Origin of the sequence: Vibrio sp. SG41-7, assembly GCF_014164465.1 — a bacterium.
In the GTDB taxonomy this organism is placed as follows: Bacteria; Pseudomonadota; Gammaproteobacteria; order Enterobacterales; family Vibrionaceae; genus Vibrio; species Vibrio splendidus.
On record NZ_JACJFF010000089.1, the window covers coordinates 1 to 20,723 of the forward strand.

The 20,723-nt window shown below is 42.2% G+C and carries 16 protein-coding genes and 1 pseudogene; 8 read left to right on the forward strand and 9 right to left on the reverse strand.

Annotation, left to right across the window (positions count from 1 at the left end; translation table 11 throughout):
* Positions 1 to 809 precede the first annotated feature (809 nt).
* Positions 810 to 1,436 (forward strand): recombinase family protein, encoded by a 627-nt coding sequence (locus tag H5300_RS19280; RefSeq protein WP_182796616.1) that lies wholly within the window; start codon positions 810 to 812, stop codon positions 1,434 to 1,436.
* Positions 1,437 to 1,655: 219 nt separating this feature from the next.
* Here H5300_RS19280 and H5300_RS19285 read toward each other — a convergent pair whose 3' ends face one another.
* The 4 genes from H5300_RS19285 to H5300_RS19300 form a co-directional block, all read right to left on the reverse strand.
* Positions 1,656 to 1,853 carry a hypothetical protein gene (locus H5300_RS19285; RefSeq protein WP_182796617.1) on the reverse strand — a complete coding sequence of 66 codons (198 nt, stop codon included), beginning with the start codon at positions 1,851 to 1,853 and terminating at the stop codon, positions 1,656 to 1,658.
* A 122-nt stretch (positions 1,854 to 1,975) separates the two neighbouring features.
* A complete protein-coding gene (locus H5300_RS19290; protein WP_182796618.1) occupies positions 1,976 to 4,336 on the reverse strand; it encodes a TOTE conflict system archaeo-eukaryotic primase domain-containing protein in 2,361 nt (786 codons plus the stop codon).
* 52 nt (positions 4,337 to 4,388) lie between these two features.
* On the reverse strand, positions 4,389 to 4,919 hold the full coding sequence (locus H5300_RS19295; RefSeq protein WP_182796619.1) for a hypothetical protein: 531 nt from the start codon (positions 4,917 to 4,919) through the stop codon (positions 4,389 to 4,391).
* 7 nt (positions 4,920 to 4,926) lie between these two features.
* Positions 4,927 to 5,241, reverse strand: coding sequence for a hypothetical protein (locus H5300_RS19300; protein WP_182796620.1), 315 nt, complete (start codon positions 5,239 to 5,241; stop codon positions 4,927 to 4,929).
* A 199-nt stretch (positions 5,242 to 5,440) separates the two neighbouring features.
* Here H5300_RS19300 and H5300_RS19305 point away from each other — a divergent pair, with 199 nt between their 5' ends.
* From H5300_RS19305 to H5300_RS19315, 3 genes are all read left to right on the forward strand, one after another.
* Positions 5,441 to 6,772, forward strand: coding sequence for an ATP-binding protein (locus H5300_RS19305; protein ID WP_182796621.1), 1,332 nt, complete (start codon positions 5,441 to 5,443; stop codon positions 6,770 to 6,772).
* A gap of 253 nt (positions 6,773 to 7,025) precedes the next feature.
* Positions 7,026 to 7,322 carry a helix-turn-helix domain-containing protein gene (locus tag H5300_RS19310; RefSeq protein ID WP_182796622.1) on the forward strand — a complete coding sequence of 99 codons (297 nt, stop codon included), beginning with the start codon at positions 7,026 to 7,028 and terminating at the stop codon, positions 7,320 to 7,322.
* Positions 7,306 to 8,619 (forward strand): HipA domain-containing protein, encoded by a 1,314-nt coding sequence (locus H5300_RS19315; RefSeq protein WP_182796627.1) that lies wholly within the window; start codon positions 7,306 to 7,308, stop codon positions 8,617 to 8,619. Before H5300_RS19310 ends, H5300_RS19315 begins: the two co-directional genes overlap by 17 nt.
* A gap of 458 nt (positions 8,620 to 9,077) precedes the next feature.
* Here the strand turns inward: H5300_RS19315 and H5300_RS19320 are convergent, their stop codons facing one another.
* From H5300_RS19320 to H5300_RS19335, 4 genes and pseudogenes are all read right to left on the reverse strand, one after another.
* Positions 9,078 to 10,958, reverse strand: a complete 1,881-nt coding sequence (locus H5300_RS19320) for a RimK/LysX family protein (RefSeq protein ID WP_182796623.1) — start codon at positions 10,956 to 10,958, stop codon at positions 9,078 to 9,080.
* Between the two features lie 305 nt (positions 10,959 to 11,263).
* The gene (locus H5300_RS19325) at positions 11,264 to 12,073 is read right to left on the reverse strand and encodes a M15 family metallopeptidase (protein ID WP_182796624.1); all 810 of its coding nucleotides are present in this window, start codon (positions 12,071 to 12,073) and stop codon (positions 11,264 to 11,266) included.
* A 98-nt stretch (positions 12,074 to 12,171) separates the two neighbouring features.
* Positions 12,172 to 12,899, reverse strand: a pseudogene (locus tag H5300_RS19330) (DUF429 domain-containing protein).
* Positions 12,900 to 12,945: 46 nt separating this feature from the next.
* Positions 12,946 to 13,779: a YeeE/YedE thiosulfate transporter family protein gene (locus H5300_RS19335; protein ID WP_372310290.1), complete on the reverse strand. Its 834-nt coding sequence runs from the start codon at positions 13,777 to 13,779 to the stop codon at positions 12,946 to 12,948.
* Between the two features lie 217 nt (positions 13,780 to 13,996).
* Between H5300_RS19335 and H5300_RS19340 the strand changes: the two genes are divergently transcribed.
* From H5300_RS19340 to H5300_RS19355, 4 genes are all read left to right on the forward strand, one after another.
* Positions 13,997 to 14,935, forward strand: coding sequence for a hypothetical protein (locus tag H5300_RS19340; protein WP_182796625.1), 939 nt, complete (start codon positions 13,997 to 13,999; stop codon positions 14,933 to 14,935).
* A gap of 197 nt (positions 14,936 to 15,132) precedes the next feature.
* On the forward strand, positions 15,133 to 15,900 hold the full coding sequence (locus tag H5300_RS19345; protein ID WP_065606525.1) for a 1-acylglycerol-3-phosphate O-acyltransferase: 768 nt from the start codon (positions 15,133 to 15,135) through the stop codon (positions 15,898 to 15,900).
* A 177-nt stretch (positions 15,901 to 16,077) separates the two neighbouring features.
* On the forward strand, positions 16,078 to 17,433 hold the full coding sequence (locus tag H5300_RS19350; protein ID WP_182796626.1) for an MBL fold metallo-hydrolase: 1,356 nt from the start codon (positions 16,078 to 16,080) through the stop codon (positions 17,431 to 17,433).
* 455 nt (positions 17,434 to 17,888) lie between these two features.
* A complete protein-coding gene (locus H5300_RS19355; RefSeq protein ID WP_017084421.1) occupies positions 17,889 to 19,436 on the forward strand; it encodes a sodium:alanine symporter family protein in 1,548 nt (515 codons plus the stop codon).
* A 128-nt stretch (positions 19,437 to 19,564) separates the two neighbouring features.
* Here the strand turns inward: H5300_RS19355 and H5300_RS19360 are convergent, their stop codons facing one another.
* Positions 19,565 to 20,158 carry an acetate uptake transporter gene (locus H5300_RS19360; protein WP_004735131.1) on the reverse strand — a complete coding sequence of 198 codons (594 nt, stop codon included), beginning with the start codon at positions 20,156 to 20,158 and terminating at the stop codon, positions 19,565 to 19,567.
* Positions 20,159 to 20,723 lie beyond the last annotated feature (565 nt).

A 20,723-nucleotide genomic window follows, 5' to 3' on the forward strand; every position in this document is an offset into this window, starting at 1 on the left:
AATCAAAAGCAAAAAAGAAAAAAGAAAAAAGAAAAAAGAAAAAAGGCTAAGTTGACTTCGATGACTTGTCATATCTAATTATCATCAATTCAAACAGCGACATACTTCAGCTTCACACAACTTGATTACAGCAACCAAGCCCTAGAACAAGACTCAAGCTAGTAAAACTACAGAAAAGCTCTTTCACATTGAAGCCTGCACACATTAAATACCTCTATGAACACTGTTCCTAGTCAGTATGAGTTCAGAGAAAACATCACTCATACTGAGCTGATAAGTAGTAATGCTAAAGAGCAGGCTCTTTAGCTTATTCTATATAAACATTGATATTCATATGTAAGTTCCTTGGAACACTGTTCAACTGCCTACCAAATTGAGATGGAAGTAATATTGCCGAAGCCAGAATTCCACACGTGGAATTTTGGGAGTTAGCGTTTCATTACCAATGAAAATTTAAGCTAATTGTGTTGAGACTTTATTGTTACTGCACAGTGATGATTTAGCGATATGAGCCTGCAAGTTATCAGCGCCCTTTTCGTGTCATCTTCTTTACGCCAGAATCCCACTGGTGGGATTTTGATATACTCCCTCCCCCCATGAACGCTGTTCTTAGCCTAACTACAGGCTTTGGTATTTCTAGCCACTGAAACTTAACCTTAACCTTAACCTTACCCTTAACCTTAAAATAATAGTTCTTATGGGTATACCTACAAAACCTATACGAACTAATAGTTCATTTACTTTTAAATATAACTTAAATGAACTATAGTTCATAAAGATATCTAAATGAACTAGCGGGTAATGACGGTATGATTTATGGCTATTTGAGAGCTTCAACTTCAGAACAAGATACAAATCGAGCGAGAGCTTACATCGATACATTTGCAGATAAGCAAAAGGTTAGAGTGGATAAGTACTTCGTTGAAAACGCATCTGGTCGAGATTTTGACCGACCAGTTCTGAATCAGATGATCGACATTGCCAAAGATGGCGACACCATCCTTGTTGAGCAGTTAGATCGATTAACGCGTCTGTCTTCTGATGATTGGGAAAGACTGAAAAACAAGCTAGTTCAATCTGGAGTATCTATCGTTGCGCTTGATATTCCTACAAGCTATCAACTTCTGAAAAAAAGCGACTCAGTCACTGATGAACTTACCAGCATTATCTTCAAGAAAATTAATGAGCTTCTTTTTGATGTGCTCGCTGTTATTGCTTCAAAGGACTATGAGGACCGCAGAAGAAGGCAGGCAGAAGGGATTGAGAAAGCCAAAAAAGACGGTAAATACAAAGGTAAGCAACAAACCCAAGAAACCATTGATAAATGTACTTTGGCAAACGAGTACATATCCAAAAATGGTCTTTCACAAGTAAATGCTTGTCAGCTAGCTGGAGTGTCTATTTCAACTTGGCGGAGGTTTCACAAAAGCAACTAAAACTAACTCTTGATACGTATCTAATCATTAAGGGACGTGTATTCTATCATTGCGCACGTAAGTAACGAGTTGGGGTGCTCTAAGGGTCGCTTTAATTAATACTAAACTTTCAGTAGTTCTGCACCAGCACTGTGCAGATATGAAGAGATTGATCAGAAGTTCCGTTAATTTAAATGAATTATACTGAACTTTCGATCTTTCAGCACAAAATTTGAGTAACTACAGCGATCCTTGGATCACCTCGCCGTTACCATGTTTTGCTTCTTGACCGTTCGAACTTCCGCTCACAGGAGGACGCGTAGTGTAAAGTGCTTTTGATTGCCATAACTTTAATTGCGGATCATTCCGTTGCGCTTCAAAATCAGTATTTCTCATTAACTCTTTTATGTCATATTTTAACTGCTTACGTTTCATCATCGAAAACACCTTAATCAATCATACTGAATAGTCTAGCTTCACTTTAACTGCAATCACAATGTTTGATCTCATAAGCAAACAATGGACAGCATCCACCCTTATGTAATTTCAGTCTCACTCAACTACTCGGATGCAGTATCTACAGGCAAGTCTAATGAAGGCTGATGCCCACATCCTTGGACTTCCTCTTCAAAACCAAGGGCTTTATAACCTTTCTCTCGCTTCTTAAACATTCGTTGTAACATGGGCAATTTAGTATCTACGTAGTCAATCACCTTCACTTCTATTTTACCTTGATATTGCCTTTGAATTCGCCCTACATACTGTATTAGCGAGCCTTTCCACGATACAGGTAGCGCTAAGATCAATGTATCCAGTCTCGGTAAATCAAACCCTTCACCGACAAATTTTCCTGTGGCTACAAGTACCTGAGCAGAATCGAGCTGGTCCATTACTTGTTTCAGAGACTTTTTCTTCATAGCTCCAACAAGTAGCTGAGCTTTAACGCCCTCTTCAATTAATGCATTATAGAGAGTGGCAGCATGCTCTCTTCGTTCAGTCAAAATGATAGGCACTCGACCTTTCAAGATTTCAGATTGAGTATCAGATAAGATTTGCTTGTTTCTCTCTGGATTCTCCATAAGCCAACGATAAATTTCTGATATATGTGGCTTTGATTCATCATTAGTCAGAACAAGCGGTGGTACATTCGCGAGTTTTCTACAATGCAGTATCTGTTGGAATTGAGATGTTTTATCAACCTTAATCGTGTGTCTCACCCTACCCAATTGCATAAAAATAATGGGTTGATGCCCATCTCTACGTTCTAAAGTCGCGCTTACCCCATAGACATATTTCGCATGAGCCTCTGACAACACGCGTTCATATTGCGGTGCAGATAAATGATGGCATTCATCAACAATGATCTGACCATACTCCTGAACCATTGGGTTTACAGTATTGTCACTTCGGCTTATCAGGCTTTGATAGGTAGCAATATCAACTTGAGTTGTTGGTTTTTTCCTTGCCCCAGTATAAATACCAATATTAATACCGTCAGCGAAGGCTGTTAGACGCTCCTTCCATTGGTCTGCGAGTTGCTTGCTATGCACTAAAATCAGCGTATTAACTTTGCGTTGAGCTATCAGACCGATAGCCGTCACCGTCTTACCGAAAGCAGTTGGAGCATGTAGCACACCACAATCAAACTTAAGCAAGGAGTCCACTGCTTTTTGCTGTGATTGTCGTAACTCACCCTGAAAGTTAACTAACTCCAACTTCTGCCCAAGCGTTCTTTTATCAACAAGATCTACCTTGATATGCAGATCCGTCAAGATTTCCTGTACATCATCAAGGCAGCCTCTAGGTAAGCTTAAATAGCCATTATCTAACTCCGCTAAGCATATAAAGCGAGCTATACCATTAGTTGAAAGACGCATGCCCTGCGCTTTAAAAAACTTGGGGTTAGAAAATGAGGCTAACTTTTTCAACCTTGTGATTAATGGATTTGGGAGGTTTGATAATGAAATGTAGATTCTATTTGCTAACACTATAGTTATCGCTGACGGACAACCTTCAACAATTTGAGTGATTGGTACATTTCGCTCCCACGGCTTTAAATCACTAGCATCTAAATGCCCAACTTCTCTATCTACATTGGAGAGCAGACTATCCAGCTTGGATACCGACACTTTCTTGATTGATTGTAATGCTAACCATTGATCTTGATGCGGTTGACCCGAACGATCTAAAAAGACAGAGTTTTGATTCACTCTTGCCTGCTTTTGTAACGGTAAAGCGATTAGATTACCGATACCGCCAACAGGTAGAGTATCTTGATTAGGAAAGAGGCGATCATATGAATCAAAAGACAAAGCACTATGAATTTGCATCGCTTTATCTAAAAGAAGAAAGCCAAGTTCCCTCGCATCCTTTGCTGTGACTGCTGATTCAAAGAAAACCCAAACATGCGCACCTTTGCCAGAACGAGAGCGTTCCCACAGGCAATCCACTTCATAAAACTCACATGCTTCAACATAAGCTTGAGATGCCAGATACCAGTCACTTTTATCAAAATCTATCGCCAATACAAAGCATGTACCATCAGACAACATCGGATACAAACCAATGATTTCCGTGCCAGTCAAATGTCGATATATTGCATCTCGGTCTAAGGGTTTAAAGGCTTGATGCATGCACTCCAGGCATTTTACTTTAGGCTTATCACATACACCTTTACGCCATTCGTTCGCACAAGCAATCGAATAACCGTTTCGACCCGAAGCATTTTGCCAACGATTAGCATAGCAATGAGGGTTCCCTCGAAAATAGCTTTGAAACAGCTTTATTTTTTGCCCAGGAGTCAAAGTGGTTTGATCCGTTCGCAAAGAAAGCGAAAGCAACTCATCTCGTCTTTTTTCAAGCTTACATAGTTCTGTTTTTAACTCAGAAATCCTATGATTGACGGATTCAAGTTCATCCATGATCTTCGCACCCTATATATTTAGAAATCAAAGCCAATAGGCTTTGATGGGTCTATTTATCTGCAAGTATCAATGTCTGTTGTACCTGACCAGCTTCTGAATCTAGCACGGGAAATAGCATTGAGTAAGGTACTGTCCAAGCGGTATTGCCAACCAATACAACCACTCTCTTAGGATTTAGTTTAGAAACTTGTCCAATATACTCTTGGTTATCCTTGTTACTAACAAAACCAACAGTTTGCCCAATTGACAACTCTGCTTTCGACAGACCTACAGCTTTATTTGATATTAACTCAGTATCAATGTGATCGAGATTTAAAAAGTAAAAAGGTAATGACCAACCTTTCCCCGTTTCTTTTTCACGGATCTCCACCCGAGTTCTACCAACTTTCAGTATGGTACAAAGCACAGAATGATTTCGCTCTGTACAAAAGTACTCGACTTCCATACCTACCGTCATCTTGGCTTTTAAAGCTCTTGCTCTATCGGGATCTTCTAAGACTTTTTCTATAGCTGATTTGAGCCGAAACAACTCAAAATCACTCGCTGTTTCTAACTCTTCAAAAACTTGCTGGATATTCATAATACGCCTAAGGGTGTGTAAATCGAGATCTCACCAACTCTGTCATAAGCTGATGCAGCTTTTTACTCTCTTGTTTTGATTCACCAATTTCACCAAAACTATCAAATGTAGCGATAACATACATTTCCCTTTCACCATCAAAGTAGACACAATGCCCCCCCATAACACCAAGAACCCAAGAGTACTCTTCTGACATTTCATCTTGATGTTCCCATATCTGCGGAGTAGCGAGCTTTATCAAACGCCAGAAACTCTTATCTAGCCCTTCCATGAGCATTTCTTCATAGCATATAAGCTCTGCTAATTTTTCATCACTGAACACGGTAAACCTATCATTTTCTATGAATCATATTTAATAATACCGTTACTAGGCATGTTCATCAACCACCCAGTCACATTTTTATGCGCGTAAAAGTGTTTATACTCATCACTTTTATGCGCATTAAATATCATTACCGATACACAAACTGGCGCACTATTGTGATATGGTACTAATATATAGTTAGAGGTGAACAATACGTATGAAAAGAGAAATCTTAAATAAACTACTAGAATGGAAAGAGAAGCCATCAAGAAAACCACTTTTGATCGATGGCGCTCGACAAACAGGTAAGACCTATCTTCTTCAGGAGTTACTAGGTCAAACTTTTGAAAAAGTTGTACGTATTGATTTCTTAGAAGATCCACAATTCAAAGATGCCTTTTCTAACTCCCTAACCCCTGACGAGATCATTACCAATATTGAGCTATTAACAGGTGAGGTTTTTAACCTTGATGCCGATCTTCTGATCCTTGATGAGATCGGTGAGTGTCCAAAAGCGGTCACTGCCTTGAAGTATTTTGCAGAGAAAGCTCCGCAAGCATACATTGCCGCAAGTGGCTCTAACATTGGTTTGTTAACTTCATTTCCCGTAGGTAAAGTTGAACAACACAACTTAAGACCATTAACGTTTAAAGAGTTTCTTTGGGCAAGTGGAGATCAGCTAATCATCAAAGCATTTGAACAAAAGATGAACTCAGAAGTTGCCCATAAAAAACTGTTCGACATGCTCACAGATTACTACTTTGTTGGAGGCATGCCTGAGGCTGTTGCTGCTTGGTTCGATCAATCAGATAGAAGCATCATTGAACGCACAACCCTTGTTTCAGATGTTCAAAGTAACTTGATTCAAGGCTACTTACGTGACTTTGGAAAATACTCGGACAAAGTCGATGCCACACTGATTGAGTCCGTATTTACTAGCATCCCTTCACAGCTATCGTCTGTATTTGATGACTCCGTAAAACGTTTCAAGTTTAAAGGCGTTCATCAGCGGAAATCTCGCTATGCTGAATACGAAAGTGCTATCACATGGCTACACAAGTGCAGGCTAGCCTTGAAGAACTACCCTATTGATGGACAACCTAGATCACCTCTATCCGCCTATCAAAAAGAGAATGCGATAAAATTATTTCTGTTTGATGTTGGTTTACTTAACCATATGCTTGCGACAAGTTATCGTGAAATAAAGCAGCAAGGTTACGAGTATAAGGGGTATGTGGCTGAAAACTTCGTTCAGCAAGAACTCACTGCTCTGGGTTATGATCCTACCTTCTCATGGGGAGACGCTAGAGCTGAGATTGAGTTTGTAATTGCTGATGATCTCGGGCGTATTGTTCCTATAGAGGTTAAGAGCGGTAAAAGAACTCGTGCAAAATCACTTCAATCTTACATTACTAAGTGTAAGCCGCATAAAACCATCAAACTAACGGGTACACAAGGCTCAAGCGCATTAGAACAAGAACATATTGTGATGCCTTTGTATTACACACAATACTTGAATGACCACCTAACAGATCGAGCCGAGGTTTGATTACCCTTTAAAAATCTCAAAGCCTATGGCTTTGAGTTCTCTACTACTCACATAATACATAAAGTACTCTAAACTAGACTTTTAATGATATAGTTCAGACTAAGGCATAAAAGAACACTATAATAGACTTTTAAGGTTAATCCGATCCGTTAAAAGAAAAAGTTAACTACAGTGGACTTTTATATAAGATCACTATCCAAAAAACCTAAAGGTCTACTTTAGAGGACTTTAATGTATCGTTAAGTGGGGATTTATGGCTAAAAAAGTAAAGGCAATAGCATCACCAGATCTCAGTCAAGCCTTCACACCAACACTGCTTGGTGAAGTAGTAAGAGCTAAAAGAACTCAAAGTAAAGTAACCCAGCATGATGCTGCACTGCTTTCTGGCGTGTCGAAACAAACTTACATAAAGATTGAGCAAGGCAGCTCTGATATTAAATTGACATCTCTTATGAAGGTTGTTTCTGCTCTCGGAATAAAGATATCGATAATGCCTTGGCAAGACTCTAGTACTTCAGCGCAGGAGAGTGACAATGATGTCTGGGTCTAACCAATACACTCTTGATATTGTCTACAGCCAACAAGTCATCGGTAAATTATCACTGAATAAAGAAAGTGATGATCTCTCTATCACCTACTCACAAGATTGGCTGAATAACGGATTTCCTATATCTCCACACTTACCATTTTGCGCAGATATCCCATCAATAAATATCAGGAGATTCTTACAAAACTTACTTCCTGAGAATAAAGGGTTAGATTACTTAATCGACTTTCTGGGCGTGTCACGTTCAAATGTATTTGCACAAGTTGGAGGCATTGGCTCTGATACATCAGGTGCCATGATGTTTCTCCCCGAAGGGGTGTCTTCAGATGAAACTGAAACTTCTTTCAAACCAATCAGCGATAGTGAATTAATCAAAAAGCTCTCTGACCCTGAACTCTGGCATTTGGAAGTCTGGGAAGGAAAGCCTAGGCTCTCAGTAGCAGGGGTTCAGTCTAAGCTAAACATGTTGTCCATCAATGAAACCTTAGGGTTTGGTGAAGGCGAACTATGCTCAACTCATATCATTAAATTCGAGAAAAATGACCAACAACATCTCGTCATAAATGAGTTTGTAACAATGAAGCTAGCAAAGCTAATTGGTCTGGAGGTTGCTGAGGTGGAGTTACGATATTTTGATCAGTTCCCTGCACTGATTGTAGAAAGATTCGACCGCAAGTTATTTAACTCTACAAGTGTAAAAAGACGACACATGATCGATGCCTGCCAAGCCTGCAACTTAGGTGTAGACAGAAAGTATGAGCGAAATTTAGGTAAGCAAAGAGATGTTAGCCATATCCGTGACGGTGTCAGTTTCAGTAGGCTCTTCTCAGTTACAGATCTATGCACGAATCCATTATCAGCAAAGCTAACTATATTGAATTGGGCATTATTCAACCTGTGTATTTATAACGCAGACGCTCATGGTAAAAACTTCAGTTTCTTTGTCCAAAGTGCAGGCTTAATACCAACACCACTCTACGATCTCGTTAATGTGCGTATGTACCCTGAATTTGAGCAAGATCTAGCAATGGCAATTGGAGACGAGTTTGACTCAGACTCAATCAATGCTTACCAATTGATTGAGTTTGCAGACGATTGTGATATTTCACCTAAGTTGCTTCAGCAAAGTCTAACCAAAGTAGCGAATGGCATTATAAGCCATATTGATGAGGCGATATCTCTCGTTACTCCAAACTCAGATTCACAGTTAATCTATCTAGAAAAATACCGTAAGGTAGTTATAAATAGGTGTGAGCACTTCCTTGAGCAAGCACCACTCATTACTGAAATTGAGCTGTAACTGTAAATTATAGAAAGCACAAAGAGCAGCAGCTCTTTGTGTGCTCTACTTGGTAAGTATTGGCTGCGGGTTCAGTTTCCTAACTCGAAATTGAACTGACATAAAATAGCGAGAAAAACGTGATATATATAACAAAAACAGACATAAAATCACGTATTCCCCAGTTTATTCCCACGCTATATTTCAGAAGCCATAAAGCCTTATACAGCAAGGGATAGAGCCATCGGTTTGCTTTTCTAAATGCTCCACCAAACGTTTAGAAAGGGCCAACTCGAAAGAGTTGGCCCTTTTTTTATCTTTATTTCACTTGCCATAACAAGGAAAGTTTCTTTTTAACAATGACTTACCTTTAGCACGTCAACAATAAAACCAGACACTCAATAAAAACCACACATCCCGTTGCTGAAATGTGTGGCTGTTTAAAACTGTTCTAGAACGAACTTAGATAAGTTTAGGTGTTACTCCATATCGCCCAGTAAGTAATCTTCATCGCTACTCACTACCGCGCCGTGCTTCAGGAAGTTCTTACCTAGGATCATGCTGTACTCAAAGCGAGATCGATCTTGAAGGTTTACCTTCACCTCTTTCTCTAAGCCACCTAACTTCACCTTCATTTCGACGACAGGGCGAATGTTCACCTTCTCGCCTTTCTTAGCTTTAATGCGCATGACATCAATCACTGGCTTAGTGAAGTCTTGCTTATCGCCTTGGTTGTTTTGATAGGTAAAGCTCACCATGTCTTGGCCGTCTTTCTTAAATCGTTTGATGTTGACTGCATTCATTGAGCTGACATCTGCGCCAGTATCCAACTTGGCCGGGAACTTCATGCCGTTGACTTCAACAACCTCGATGTGCCCGACTTTAAACAAAGGCTCCGATTTCAAAAGATAATCAGATCGAGTATTCACATATACCCCATCTTTCGCCATCTTCTTACCTAAAACAAAGTAGGCCTCTTTCTCATTACTGTTAAGTACATCGATAGCAAACTCTTGTTGGCGAACTTTACCAGCGCCCAAAAACTCACCACTCACTACCGGACGAGTATCATCACCGACTTTAAGCTTCTTAATAATTGGCTTGGTCACCTTCTGCTTCTCACCGTTTACATCCGTAAGGTAAAATTCAACGGAGGCATCTTTGCCTTTACCTGTCATTTCAAAACTGTCGACCTTCAACAAAGGCGTGTTGACAGTGAATGAGGCAACGGCCTTTAGAGGGAAGTCATCAAGGGTGATGTCCTCTTCTGGAGAAATAACCAAAGGTTCACTCTTTTTAGCAACATCACTAAAGCTCTCTGAACCTTCAGAAAGAATATTTTCTGCATTGGTGTCAATCATGAAAAGTTCACTGGCGGTACTGGTACCAAATCTCAACTGCGACTCACTACTCGAGCGCTCACGTAGGTACACCAGAACGTCTTTGATTGTGTTTTCATCGAGTTGAACTGGCACATACACCAAAGGTCTTTTCTTACCACTCACGCTTAACATACGAACTAATGGCAGTGTCATCTCTTTCTGTTTGCCATCGTTGTCGAACATATCAAACGTCACTTCACTGTTCTTCTTATCTATATCGATGTCTTTTGCATGAAGGATGCTGTAGCGATTTTTTAATGAGAAGGTCGCGTTCATCGCCATTCCAGAGATAGACACCACCTCTTTTCGGCCAACAACCGTCGCGTTTTCCTGCTCTTGCAAATAGTCGTAGCCTGCAAACACTAAGGCGTTGTCAGCAAGAAAGGTTTTGCCGATCAGCACTGGCGCAGAGAAGTGACTTCTGTCCGTCAGGTTAACGTCTGTTTTTAATTCTTGATCCGCAATGGTGAGCGACATTTTTACGGTAGGACGAAGTAAAGGTGTGCTGCTAGTGCGACTGCGTATCATGCTGACACGCTCTAAAGGCGCTTCGATTAATACCATGTCTCCCGTGCGCGGGTTTTGAACCTTAAAAGACACCACAGCTTCATATTTCGCAAAGGTGCTGCCATCCCAATCATCGTAATCAACATCGGAATTATTCAACAAGTCTTCGGTTAACGCCGCCATCAACTCTTTGTCTTTAAGATTCTTATAATCGGCATTCGTGCTCTTCACATGAATATCTTCCGCATGCATAGAAGTGGTTTCTGCACCAGTGTCGATTTTGCCAATGAAAGGAACGTCTTTTAGCCCTTGAACGCTAGAGAGGTATACATTCTCAGTACGGCCTAATACCGCCTTACCATCGAGTTCGTAAGTCGGGTTTTGAGTGGTAGGTGAAGTATCAGTAGCCAAAGTATATTGTGAAAAAAGTAGAGTGCTTAAAAGAGTTAGAGCCAAAGGTATCTTTTTCATTAGTTGGTCCGTTGTGATCAGTTCACTAATAATACTGGCGTTTCAGCGAAGAGTTCCCCCACCAGTAATGGTTCTCACATAACGTTAACGCTATGAGTTTTTCAATGACAAACCGATGACTTTGCGCTGCATTCGCTTATCGATTATTGACTAATGGATACCCAATAACCTTTTCAATGCTCGGTGTTCTATTGGAGAAATGAATACAAAAAAGGCCAACGACGAGCGCTGACCTTAGCTATTCAAAACACACCTGAAGCGAGTTTAACTTGCTAAAACACAAACGGTTCTAGATAAACATAGCACTAAAAAGTCCCGACTGTTTTCTTTGCACAGATAGCCCGAGCTTTTTCTGCGTCCTCACCTTTATTTTTGAGATAGCACTGTCGATAAGATTCGACGTAACGCTCAAATAACACCTTGGCTTCAGGTTGTGGTTTAGAAAGCAGCTGGTTAACGAATTTTCTTGAGCCGACCTCAAAATGCTGAGTATCGATTGGGCTATTCCAATCCCCTCCCCAGATCATAAATCCGTGATGGGCGAAAAGCTCCACCACATCTTCTGCCATGCCACTACGTTCTATTTCATCACGCGCGCGAAAACGAGTACGGTTCACATAGCGAGTCGCAGATTGTGAAGGCTTTACCGTGATTCTTCCGTTGCTATCAAACTCTAAAAAAGGGTTTTGAACTGGGTTGATGTCTATCGCCACACCATAGGCATGCTTCGACCAACCTCCTCCTCCTGTAATAGGACGAGCGTTAAACGCACTGCTGTTGTTCGCGTCCATTGAGGCGTTATCGTCACCTCTGAATTCACGCATAAGGCGAGCAGAATGAAGAGGGAAATTACGCTGTTTGAGTTCTGAAAAGATTTGTTCAACAGCAGGTGCAACCACATCAAGCACGATCATATTGCCCTGTTGCGTTTCCCCTTTGAAATTAATGAAATCGAAATCCACTTTGGATAGTCGCTCACAACCAACAGGCGCACCACTACTCAAGACATTGTTCTTTTTCATCATGTCGCATTGCCATTGAGATATAGGAGCAACTTGAGCATAACTCGCAGCACTGAGCACAGTGGCCAGCCAGCCGACAATAAAACGTTTCATATCAAAGACTCAAAAATAGTAAGAGTGAAAAGTAGCAGAGTTGGAAAATAACATAAGTTGGAAAATAGCATATTAAGCCAAGTTGAGCGCACGCTTTGTTAGCGCGTTTTGTTCCAATAAACAATCTCTCGAACTCGTCCGTTCTGGTCGACATCCGCTTCTCCACCAACATCAGAAGGCTCAGGTAAGGTCGATAATTGCGGAGCGTAATAGGCAACCAACATAAGTACGAACGCATCGTAAATATCGTCTATCGCGACGTCTTTACGCTTGGTGTTTGAAATGGCCAACGCCAAGCCGACACACCATTGAGAGGCGAGTTGCTGAATAATAGAAAGCCGTTCCTCTTTACCTTCTTGTGTTCGTTTTGAAAGGTCAGCGGTTCGCCTTTCAAAGCTGCAAACACCACCTCAGGATGTGATTCCCTGATAGAAAGATTGGGATGACATTCAATGAGTTCATCAAGCTCACGGATCTTGGGCACAATTCCCCAAGTCTGCTTAGAAAACTTCTTATCAAGCTGCTCAACATTAGCACTGCACGCCGCAATGTAATCGGTTTGGTAAACCGCCTCTCGGCACGGAACAGGAAAAACCGAAGAGCCACGCTTGCTGGTTAGAAAACGTCTTGCTGCTTTATCGCATAATCTATCTGGAGTAAGCGAATCGCTAAAGCCAATAGGCATGTCGATTAACGTTGTTGATCCCGTAAGATCATCAACCAACTCATCGAGCGTGTTTACCACTTTAAACGTAGGTATCTCATTGCCAGAGACAATCCAAGCGATCCAACCCGCCTTGCAGCCATCAATTCCGATGTATTTCATTGTGTTCTCAAATTACGTGCTCATGCTATTTACGTACTGTCGCTAACTATCGGCTTTGAATCAACTTAACTCCGGTATATATACCCACAATGATACTCAACACAGAAAAAACACCCGCCAACGACAGCACTGGCATCGCCACTAACAGCTGAGTATCGTTCCCGCCACCGGCCATTACGGCTCCAAATCCCATAAGCACCCCCGCAACTAAGTGTTTGCCCAATCGACGTATAGAGCTCAACCTCAAAGAAAAGGATCCAGTAAATAACGCGGCGCTAACCATTCCAACTAACAGCGAGATCATCAATATAAAGCGCTCACTGCTTGGCCAATCTTCCGCTCTTCCATGCCAGAGTGAAGTCCCCATCGATTTCAATAAGCCACTTGGCGTCCAGTGCGGTTCATACAAGAAAACAAAGCCTGCCATTAACCCAATCCCCAACATTGAGAACCATAACTTGCGATTTATCGCATTCATGAAGTAGCAACTCACCACAATAATGAACGAAATGATCCCAAGGAATGCATAACGAGAAAAATCAGATAAAACCAACCGAGATCCTTTTAACTCCGTAGGCAACACTGGAGCAAACAACAGCCAAGCAACGAACCACCCTAATATGGTCGCCAACATAACCACTTCACCACGAGCTAAACGACTCACCGTCGACACCCCACAACCACTATTAATCGCCGCTCCGATACCAAACAGAAAACCGCCGAACAATGAAAACAGACTCGGCCAAAACGCAGAAGATAAAGCTCGTCCTTCCACAGCCGAACCTAATGCCATAAACACCCAAGCCAATGAGCCACTAAACACAATCGCGACAATCAACATTGGTGATCCGCTTGTCGCCTCTTTAACGCCCCGAACCATGCAAAGGCCGGTAGTTTGGGCGAGGTATCCCACCAGAAAAATGCAGAGCAAAGCGAGAATAAACAACATACACAGCCTCCGACTTGCGTTGATTTTATTATTGTCGTTGGGTAAATATAGTCAGAAGACCCATTAACAGCGTGCAATGACCAGCCCGAACAGGGATAATTGTTTTGATAATTAAACCAACCTCAAGCACCTAGCCGACAAAAGACTAATGACCACATACTCACATATAGATACCCCGTTCAACCTGCGCCACACCTGTTGGTTTTGTGGTGAACCTTCCAATGAAGTTGTTGAATTCCCTAAGACTGCACAGGCTATTGCCAAGATAGACTATTCACCGATTGCACTGCCGGCTTGTAAGGAGTGCGCGGGTGTTAGGTATGCAAAGGATCTAACCTCAATTTGGGCGGTGCGCGATCAGATAAAACACGCACTCATCGATAAGTACGCAAAGCACCTAGGCATCGGTGAGAACTGGACGGAGCAAGAGCTTATTGATTCAGATTTCTCGGGCTCGACACTTGGCGGGTTTGGGCGCAGTGCTTGGAAGATGTATCAAATAGCCAAACAGCGAATCGACTATAAAGGTTGGCCTTTGTCGGTTGATGACATTGTAATAGAGGTCTACGACGAAACCAGTGGCTTTGAATTCGACGGTACTCGCTATGCTTCAATCAATTCATGTATCGATTATTTCACTAAGGCTGCGGGCGTAGACAAAGAGCTGCTATCGCAACTTGTCGACATAGTTTCAACAGACCGTTTTAACTACGCACTACGAATCGCCAAGCTAAACAAGAATGTCTCGAATACCAAACGCTCAGAGATCATCGAAGAGGTGTTACAGCAAGAGTCTGAACAAGAAGAGATACTGCTTGAACAAGCCAACTCACTGTTCAACCCGAATGTCGAAGAAGTGAGTATCTCTGGCTCAATAGCGCCTGTATTTGCCATTCAATGGGCAATGATGAATAACGTTAAAGATTTAGCTCACCTTTGTTCACTCGAAGATGATTATTTTGACTATTTCGAGCATCTTGGTGGCCCTGCAGCTTTCATGTCCTATAACGGCCTACAACTCTATTTAGAGTCACGTCAAGATCCTGAATGGGTAGAAAAGTCGGATCCAAATAAACAGTATTGGTGAACATGCCTACCTACTGGTGAACACGTGTAAGCTCGATGATCGTGTCAAACACCCATTGTTAGTCCTTGTTTTATATAAAGATCTAAAAAAAGCCCCCTATAACAGTTAATTGTTGCAATTCGGTTAAATAGAGTGAAAACTTCAAGCATCTAAAACTATTTAATCACTGTAATCTTGCGGTGAGTAAGGAGTGAATTGTGCTTGCTGTTCTTCGTATTATTTTGGCTACGGTGTTTATTATTTTCACCACCCTCTGTGCTTTTGTTTACTGCTTGTTTAGCCCCAAGAACCCTAAGCATGTGTACGTTTTCTGCCGTTGGTTCAATCAACTACAAAAGATCGTCGGTGTGAAACTGGTGCAGCGTGGCCTAGACAATGCGCCAACGTCAGAAAAAAGCGTATACATATCCAACCACCAAAGCATATTAGACTTTGTGACCGACCCAGGAATGCTAAGGCCTCGTACCGTTTCTTTAGGCAAGCGTGATTTGTTGTATGTGCCTTTCTTTGGCCTGCTGTATTGGATCACCGGTAACATCATGATTAACCGCGAAGATAAATCCAAAGCACGCGATACCATCAAGCAAGTGGCGGAAGCGATTCATCAGCGAGATCTGTCTGTTTGGGTTTACCCTGAAGGAACGCGCAGTAAAGGGCGTGGACTACTGCCATTCAAAACGGGCGCTTTTCGAATGGCGATTGAAGCTGGCGTACCTATCACCCCGATGTGTACCAGCACCACACACAATAAGATTGACCTCAACCGAGTTAATAATGGCATTGTGATCACCGAGATGCTTGAACCTATCGATGTGTCTGGATACAAGATCAGCGACGCTAGAGAACTAGCCAATCGCTGTCACGCAATTATGGCTGAAAAAATAGCAGAGCTTGATGCCGAAGTGGCTCGTATAGAGGCTCAACAAAATCCAGAGCTGGATTCAGACCGTTCTTCTACGCGCTAACAAGGTAGTCACAGAAGGAACAAGAGCTAACTCGCAACGAATACACTGAGTCATCGCTCAGTTACTTAAAAAGACACTCAACGATCGCAACTCTCATTGTTCTTGTTTTACATGCCGGCGCTTATCCGCAAAATAAAAACAGGCGTTAATGGCTTTAAAGTGCAATGGGAGTAAACGATGGAAGTGATTCACCATGGCGGAAAACATACTGTCACAGGATCTTGTCACGAACTAAGAGATTCAGGCCAAGCGGTGCTCATCGATTGTGGCTTGTTTCAAGGTAAAGAGTCCCAAGGTTCGGATGCACGTTCTCTTGATATTGAATTTGAAACTTCCCACCTCAACGCTCTGCTGCTGACCCATACCCACATTGATCATATTGGCCGATTACCTTGGTTACTCGCCAGTGGCTTTAACCAACCAATTTATTGCACTCAGGCGACGGCTGAACTCGCCCCTTTAATGATTGAAGACGGCCTAAAACTGCAAGGGCTCAGTCATAAACAATCCAAACTCATCCTTAAAAAAATTCATTCGTTGATTGCTCCTAAGCCTTATGGGGAGTGGTTTCCAATTGTCTCTAAACAGCAAAACGACGGAAAGGATCATCATAGGCCAAATACTCTATATGCTCGTTTTCAACCTGCTGGGCATATCTTAGGTTCCGCCTATATTGAGCTTAAATTACCAAACCAAGAGGTGGTGGTCTTTTCAGGCGACTTGGGCCCAAGTAACACACCATTGCTGCCGGATCCGAAACCACCACAACAAGCCGATTACCTATTTATCGAATCGACTTACGGCACCAGTACACATGACGATATTGCAACGCGATCGGAGCGCTTAAAGGCGATCATTGATCGTTCGCTGCTTGATGGTGGCGTTATTTTAATTCCGGCTTTTAGCATCGGCAGAACACAAGAACTGCTGTTTGATATCGAAAATCTGATCTTTGAGCATCAACTCAGCAGCGATATTCCTATTATTCTCGACTCACCTATGGCTCAGAAAGTGACGCGTTCATACCGACGCTTTAAAGAGTTATGGGGTCAAGAAGCCAAACAGCGCCTTGAAGTGAAACGTCACCCACTTGCTTTTGAACAATGCATTACTGTTGATGGGCATAGAATGCACAAGAAAATTGTTAATCGCCTTAAGTCGACAGGTGAACCCGCCATTGTGGTCGCAGCTTCTGGAATGTGTCAGGGCGGCAGGATAATGAACTACTTATCAGCCTTGCTTCCCGATAAACGAACCGATGTGGTTTTAGCGGGCTATCAAGCGCACGGAACGCTCGGGCGAGAACTGCAACAAGGCGAAATGCAGGTTTCTATTGATAAAAAAGACGTTGAGGTCAATGCTCAAATTCATGGCATGTCTGGCTACTCGGCTCATGCCGATAAAGAGGATCTCTACCGATTTATAGAAGGCATCGCGACACCACCGAAAGAGGTGCATTTGATTCACGGTGAGCCAAATACTCAGTCTGAGTTCGCTCAAGAACTAGAGGAGCGAGGGTTTGTGGTTGTTTGAAACACGCATCAAACTAGCCACTTTCACTCAGTAAACATGAAGGCCAGAATTCTCGAGCCTTCAAATACGCAGTTTCTTAGGCCTGCGAGATCACTCTATGCAGGTGATATATTTCAATCAAATCCATCTCACCACTCATATATCAGCCGTTCATGCTAAGCGATTTTAACCGCTGTTTTTCTCGAATTTGTCTCTTCTGCATGGCTAAAATTTCTATTTTTGTATTAATCACTATTTATTCACTCTGCAAAACGCCAATGAACACATACAGTTGCATATGAAATTAAATGGAACGATTATCGAATTAGAACTAAGCGTTAACAAACCCCCTCTGTAACTTGCTTTATGTCACAGTAATCCTAATGCGCAGTTAAATAATTTAACACTTGGGTTACAAGTGAAGTATTGTGTTGTTCGAAAAACAATCATAAGTAAAACTAACAGGGAAAATACTCATGCAGTCATTCGTTGATTTTTTGAATGGAATAATCTGGAGCCCAGTACTTATCTACCTATGTTTAGGTGCAGGTTTGTTCTACTCCATCATGACTCGATTTGTTCAAATCCGTCACTTCTTTGAAATGTGGCGCTTGCTACTATCAGGTAAAAGCTCTGCAAAAGGCATCTCGTCTTTCCAAGCTCTTGCCGTTTCGCTATCTGGCCGTGTAGGTACAGGTAACATTGCTGGTGTTGCTGCCGCTATCGGTTTCGGTGGCCCAGGTGCAGTATTTTGGATGTGGGTTGTAGCCTTCTTTGGCGCCGCGACTGCTTACGCAGAATCTACGCTAGCGCAAATCTACAAAGAAGAAGACGAAGGCCAGTTCCGTGGCGGTCCGGCTTACTACATTGAAAAGGCAATGGGTCAGAAGTGGTACGCATGGATCTTCGCTATCTCGACTATTTTTGCATGTGGTATTTTGCTTCCAGGTGTTCAGTCAAACAGTATTGGTAATGCTGTAGAAGCTGCATTTGGCTCAGGCGACATGATTGAAACAGCTATCGGTACATTCAGTTTCGCAAAAATTTTCACTGGTACTGTTGTTGCTATCATCCTTGCTTTCATCATCTTTGGTGGTGTTAAACGTATTGCGAACTTCACACAAATTGTTGTTCCATTCATGGCATTGGCTTACATCATTATCGCGTTCGTTATCATCTTGCTAAACATCGGCCAAGTGCCAGCTGTTTTCGGAATGATTCTTGGCGATGCATTCACACCTATGGCGGGCTTTGGTGCTGCAATTGGTTGGGGTGTTAAGCGTGGTGTTTACTCAAACGAAGCGGGTCAAGGTACTGGTCCTCACGCGGCAGCTGCGGCAAATGTCGATCACCCAGCTCAGCAAGGTTTGGTACAAGCGTTCTCTATCTACATCGATACTCTTCTAGTATGTTCTGCTACAGCGTTCATGATCATCATCACTGGTGCTTACAACGTTCACGGCGGCGCTGAAGGCGTGTTCCTTGTTCAGAACCTAGCAGCAAACATTGGTGCGAATGGTCCTGTATTTACACAGCTTGCTATTGAAAGTGCACTACCAGGCATTGGTAAGCCATTCATCGCATTTGCTCTGTTCTTCTTCGCATTTACAACGATTCTTGCTTACTACTACATCGCTGAAACGAATATTGCTTACCTACGTCGTACCATCAAGATCCCTGGCATGATGTTCGTACTTAAGCTTGTTCTTATCACTGCAGTTTTCTATGGCACAGTCAAAACAGCTAACCTTGCATGGGCAATGGGTGATGTTGGTGTTGGCTTGATGGCATGGTTAAACATCGTAGGTATTCTGATCATCTTCTTCATGTCTAAGCCTGCGCTTAAAGCTCTAGCAGACTACGAAGAACAGCAGAAACAAGGTGTGACTGAGTACACATTCAACCCTGTAAAACTAGGCATTAAAGGTGCTACTTACTGGGAAGAGAAGTACAAGCGTAAAACAGGTAAGTCTCCTGAAGCAGAAGCTGCAGACACTAAACCTGTAGAGCAGCCTTCAGCTTAAGATTACCTTAACAAATAGCGCTATTAATAACGCATAAAAAAGGGGTTAGCCATTTCGGCTAACCCCTTTTGTTTTATTCATAACCAATAAACGGCTTATAACAAACTAACTGTTCCCAAGTTAGAGTATTAAGCAGCGATTTCTTGTGTTGCCATTTGCGGTGCTTTCTTCTCACCAACAGGCAGTACTGTGCGGCCGTATTCGTTGTTGATGACTTGTGCCATAGCAAAGTAGATAGCTGAAGCGCCACAGAAGATACCTTCAAAACCAGCGATAGTGCCGATTAGTTCGCTGCCAGTGAAATCACGAGCTGCAAGTAGGAAGAACAAGATAGTGAGTGAACCGAATACTACTTGCTTCGCTACTGGGTAGCATAGAGAACCAATGAACATGAAGCCTGTGAAGATGCCCCATAATAGTAGGTACCAACCCATGAATGCAGCTGGGCTTGCTGGTAGACCCATGTAAGGCATTACAATCAAACCAACCAAAGACAACCAGAATAGGCCGTAAGAAGTAAATGCGGTTGTACCGAACGTGTCACCACGTTTGAAACACATTGTGCCCACGATAACTTGGCTCAAACCACCGTAAAAAATACCCATCGCAAGGATCATTGAATCCATTGGGAAGAAACCTGCGTTGTGGATATTAAGAAGAATAGTGGTCATACCGAAACCCATTAAGCCTAGTGGCGCTGGGTTAGCTAGTTTGGTCGACATTGCGAATTTACCTTATTAAAGTGGTTGATTAAAAAAAATCGATAAGATTTGTAAGAAAATTTTAATCTATAAACCGCTCAACTAGGTAATCCAGTTATCGCAAACTAAGATTGTGTAAATGATCCTATGGAAAATTAGTTTCATAACAACGCCAATTAATTCATAGAAACTATAAGTAAGCAGATTCCCTATCACGCTATAAAAAAGATGCGAGTAACGAGATACGAGATGCGAAAAGAGTCTTTAGACTTGAGTAAGCGCCCCCTTAATAGCAAACGTAGGCAACAGAGGGCGAGCTTTTGTTACCCGTTTACTCGCATCCCGTATCTATTCATTAGATCGTCATTCCAGAATCGAGGGACGAGATATCTGGAATCTGCCTTTCAATATATACACCAACGGTAAACGCGAGAGATTCCCTACTACGCTCATACCTCGCTATAGGGAATAATGAAATGGACCCACCCTTCTAAACGGCGTCGCAATGCGCCAAGATGAATATTAAACACAATCATCTAACTGAGGGTAGGTCCATATGAAAACTATAACGATCGGATTAGATATA

Excerpts from the sequence above, each read along its gene's own strand:
- H5300_RS19280 (WP_182796616.1), top strand. The coding sequence starts at position 810 with ATGATTTATGGCTATTTGAGAGCTTCAACTTCAGAACAAGATACAAAT.
- H5300_RS19285 (WP_182796617.1), bottom strand. The coding sequence starts at position 1,853 with ATGATGAAACGTAAGCAGTTAAAATATGACATAAAAGAGTTAATGAGA.
- H5300_RS19290 (WP_182796618.1), bottom strand. The coding sequence starts at position 4,336 with ATGGATGAACTTGAATCCGTCAATCATAGGATTTCTGAGTTAAAAACA.
- H5300_RS19295 (WP_182796619.1), bottom strand. The coding sequence starts at position 4,919 with ATGAATATCCAGCAAGTTTTTGAAGAGTTAGAAACAGCGAGTGATTTT.
- H5300_RS19305 (WP_182796621.1), top strand. The coding sequence starts at position 5,441 with ATGAAAAGAGAAATCTTAAATAAACTACTAGAATGGAAAGAGAAGCCA.
- H5300_RS19310 (WP_182796622.1), top strand. The coding sequence starts at position 7,026 with ATGGCTAAAAAAGTAAAGGCAATAGCATCACCAGATCTCAGTCAAGCC.
- H5300_RS19315 (WP_182796627.1), top strand. The coding sequence starts at position 7,306 with ATGATGTCTGGGTCTAACCAATACACTCTTGATATTGTCTACAGCCAA.
- H5300_RS19320 (WP_182796623.1), bottom strand. The coding sequence starts at position 10,958 with ATGAAAAAGATACCTTTGGCTCTAACTCTTTTAAGCACTCTACTTTTT.
- H5300_RS19325 (WP_182796624.1), bottom strand. The coding sequence starts at position 12,073 with ATGAAACGTTTTATTGTCGGCTGGCTGGCCACTGTGCTCAGTGCTGCG.
- H5300_RS19335 (WP_372310290.1), bottom strand. The coding sequence starts at position 13,779 with ATGGTTCGGGGCGTTAAAGAGGCGACAAGCGGATCACCAATGTTGATT.
- H5300_RS19340 (WP_182796625.1), top strand. The coding sequence starts at position 13,997 with ATGACCACATACTCACATATAGATACCCCGTTCAACCTGCGCCACACC.
- H5300_RS19350 (WP_182796626.1), top strand. The coding sequence starts at position 16,078 with ATGGAAGTGATTCACCATGGCGGAAAACATACTGTCACAGGATCTTGT.
- H5300_RS19355 (WP_017084421.1), top strand. The coding sequence starts at position 17,889 with ATGCAGTCATTCGTTGATTTTTTGAATGGAATAATCTGGAGCCCAGTA.
- H5300_RS19360 (WP_004735131.1), bottom strand. The coding sequence starts at position 20,158 with ATGTCGACCAAACTAGCTAACCCAGCGCCACTAGGCTTAATGGGTTTC.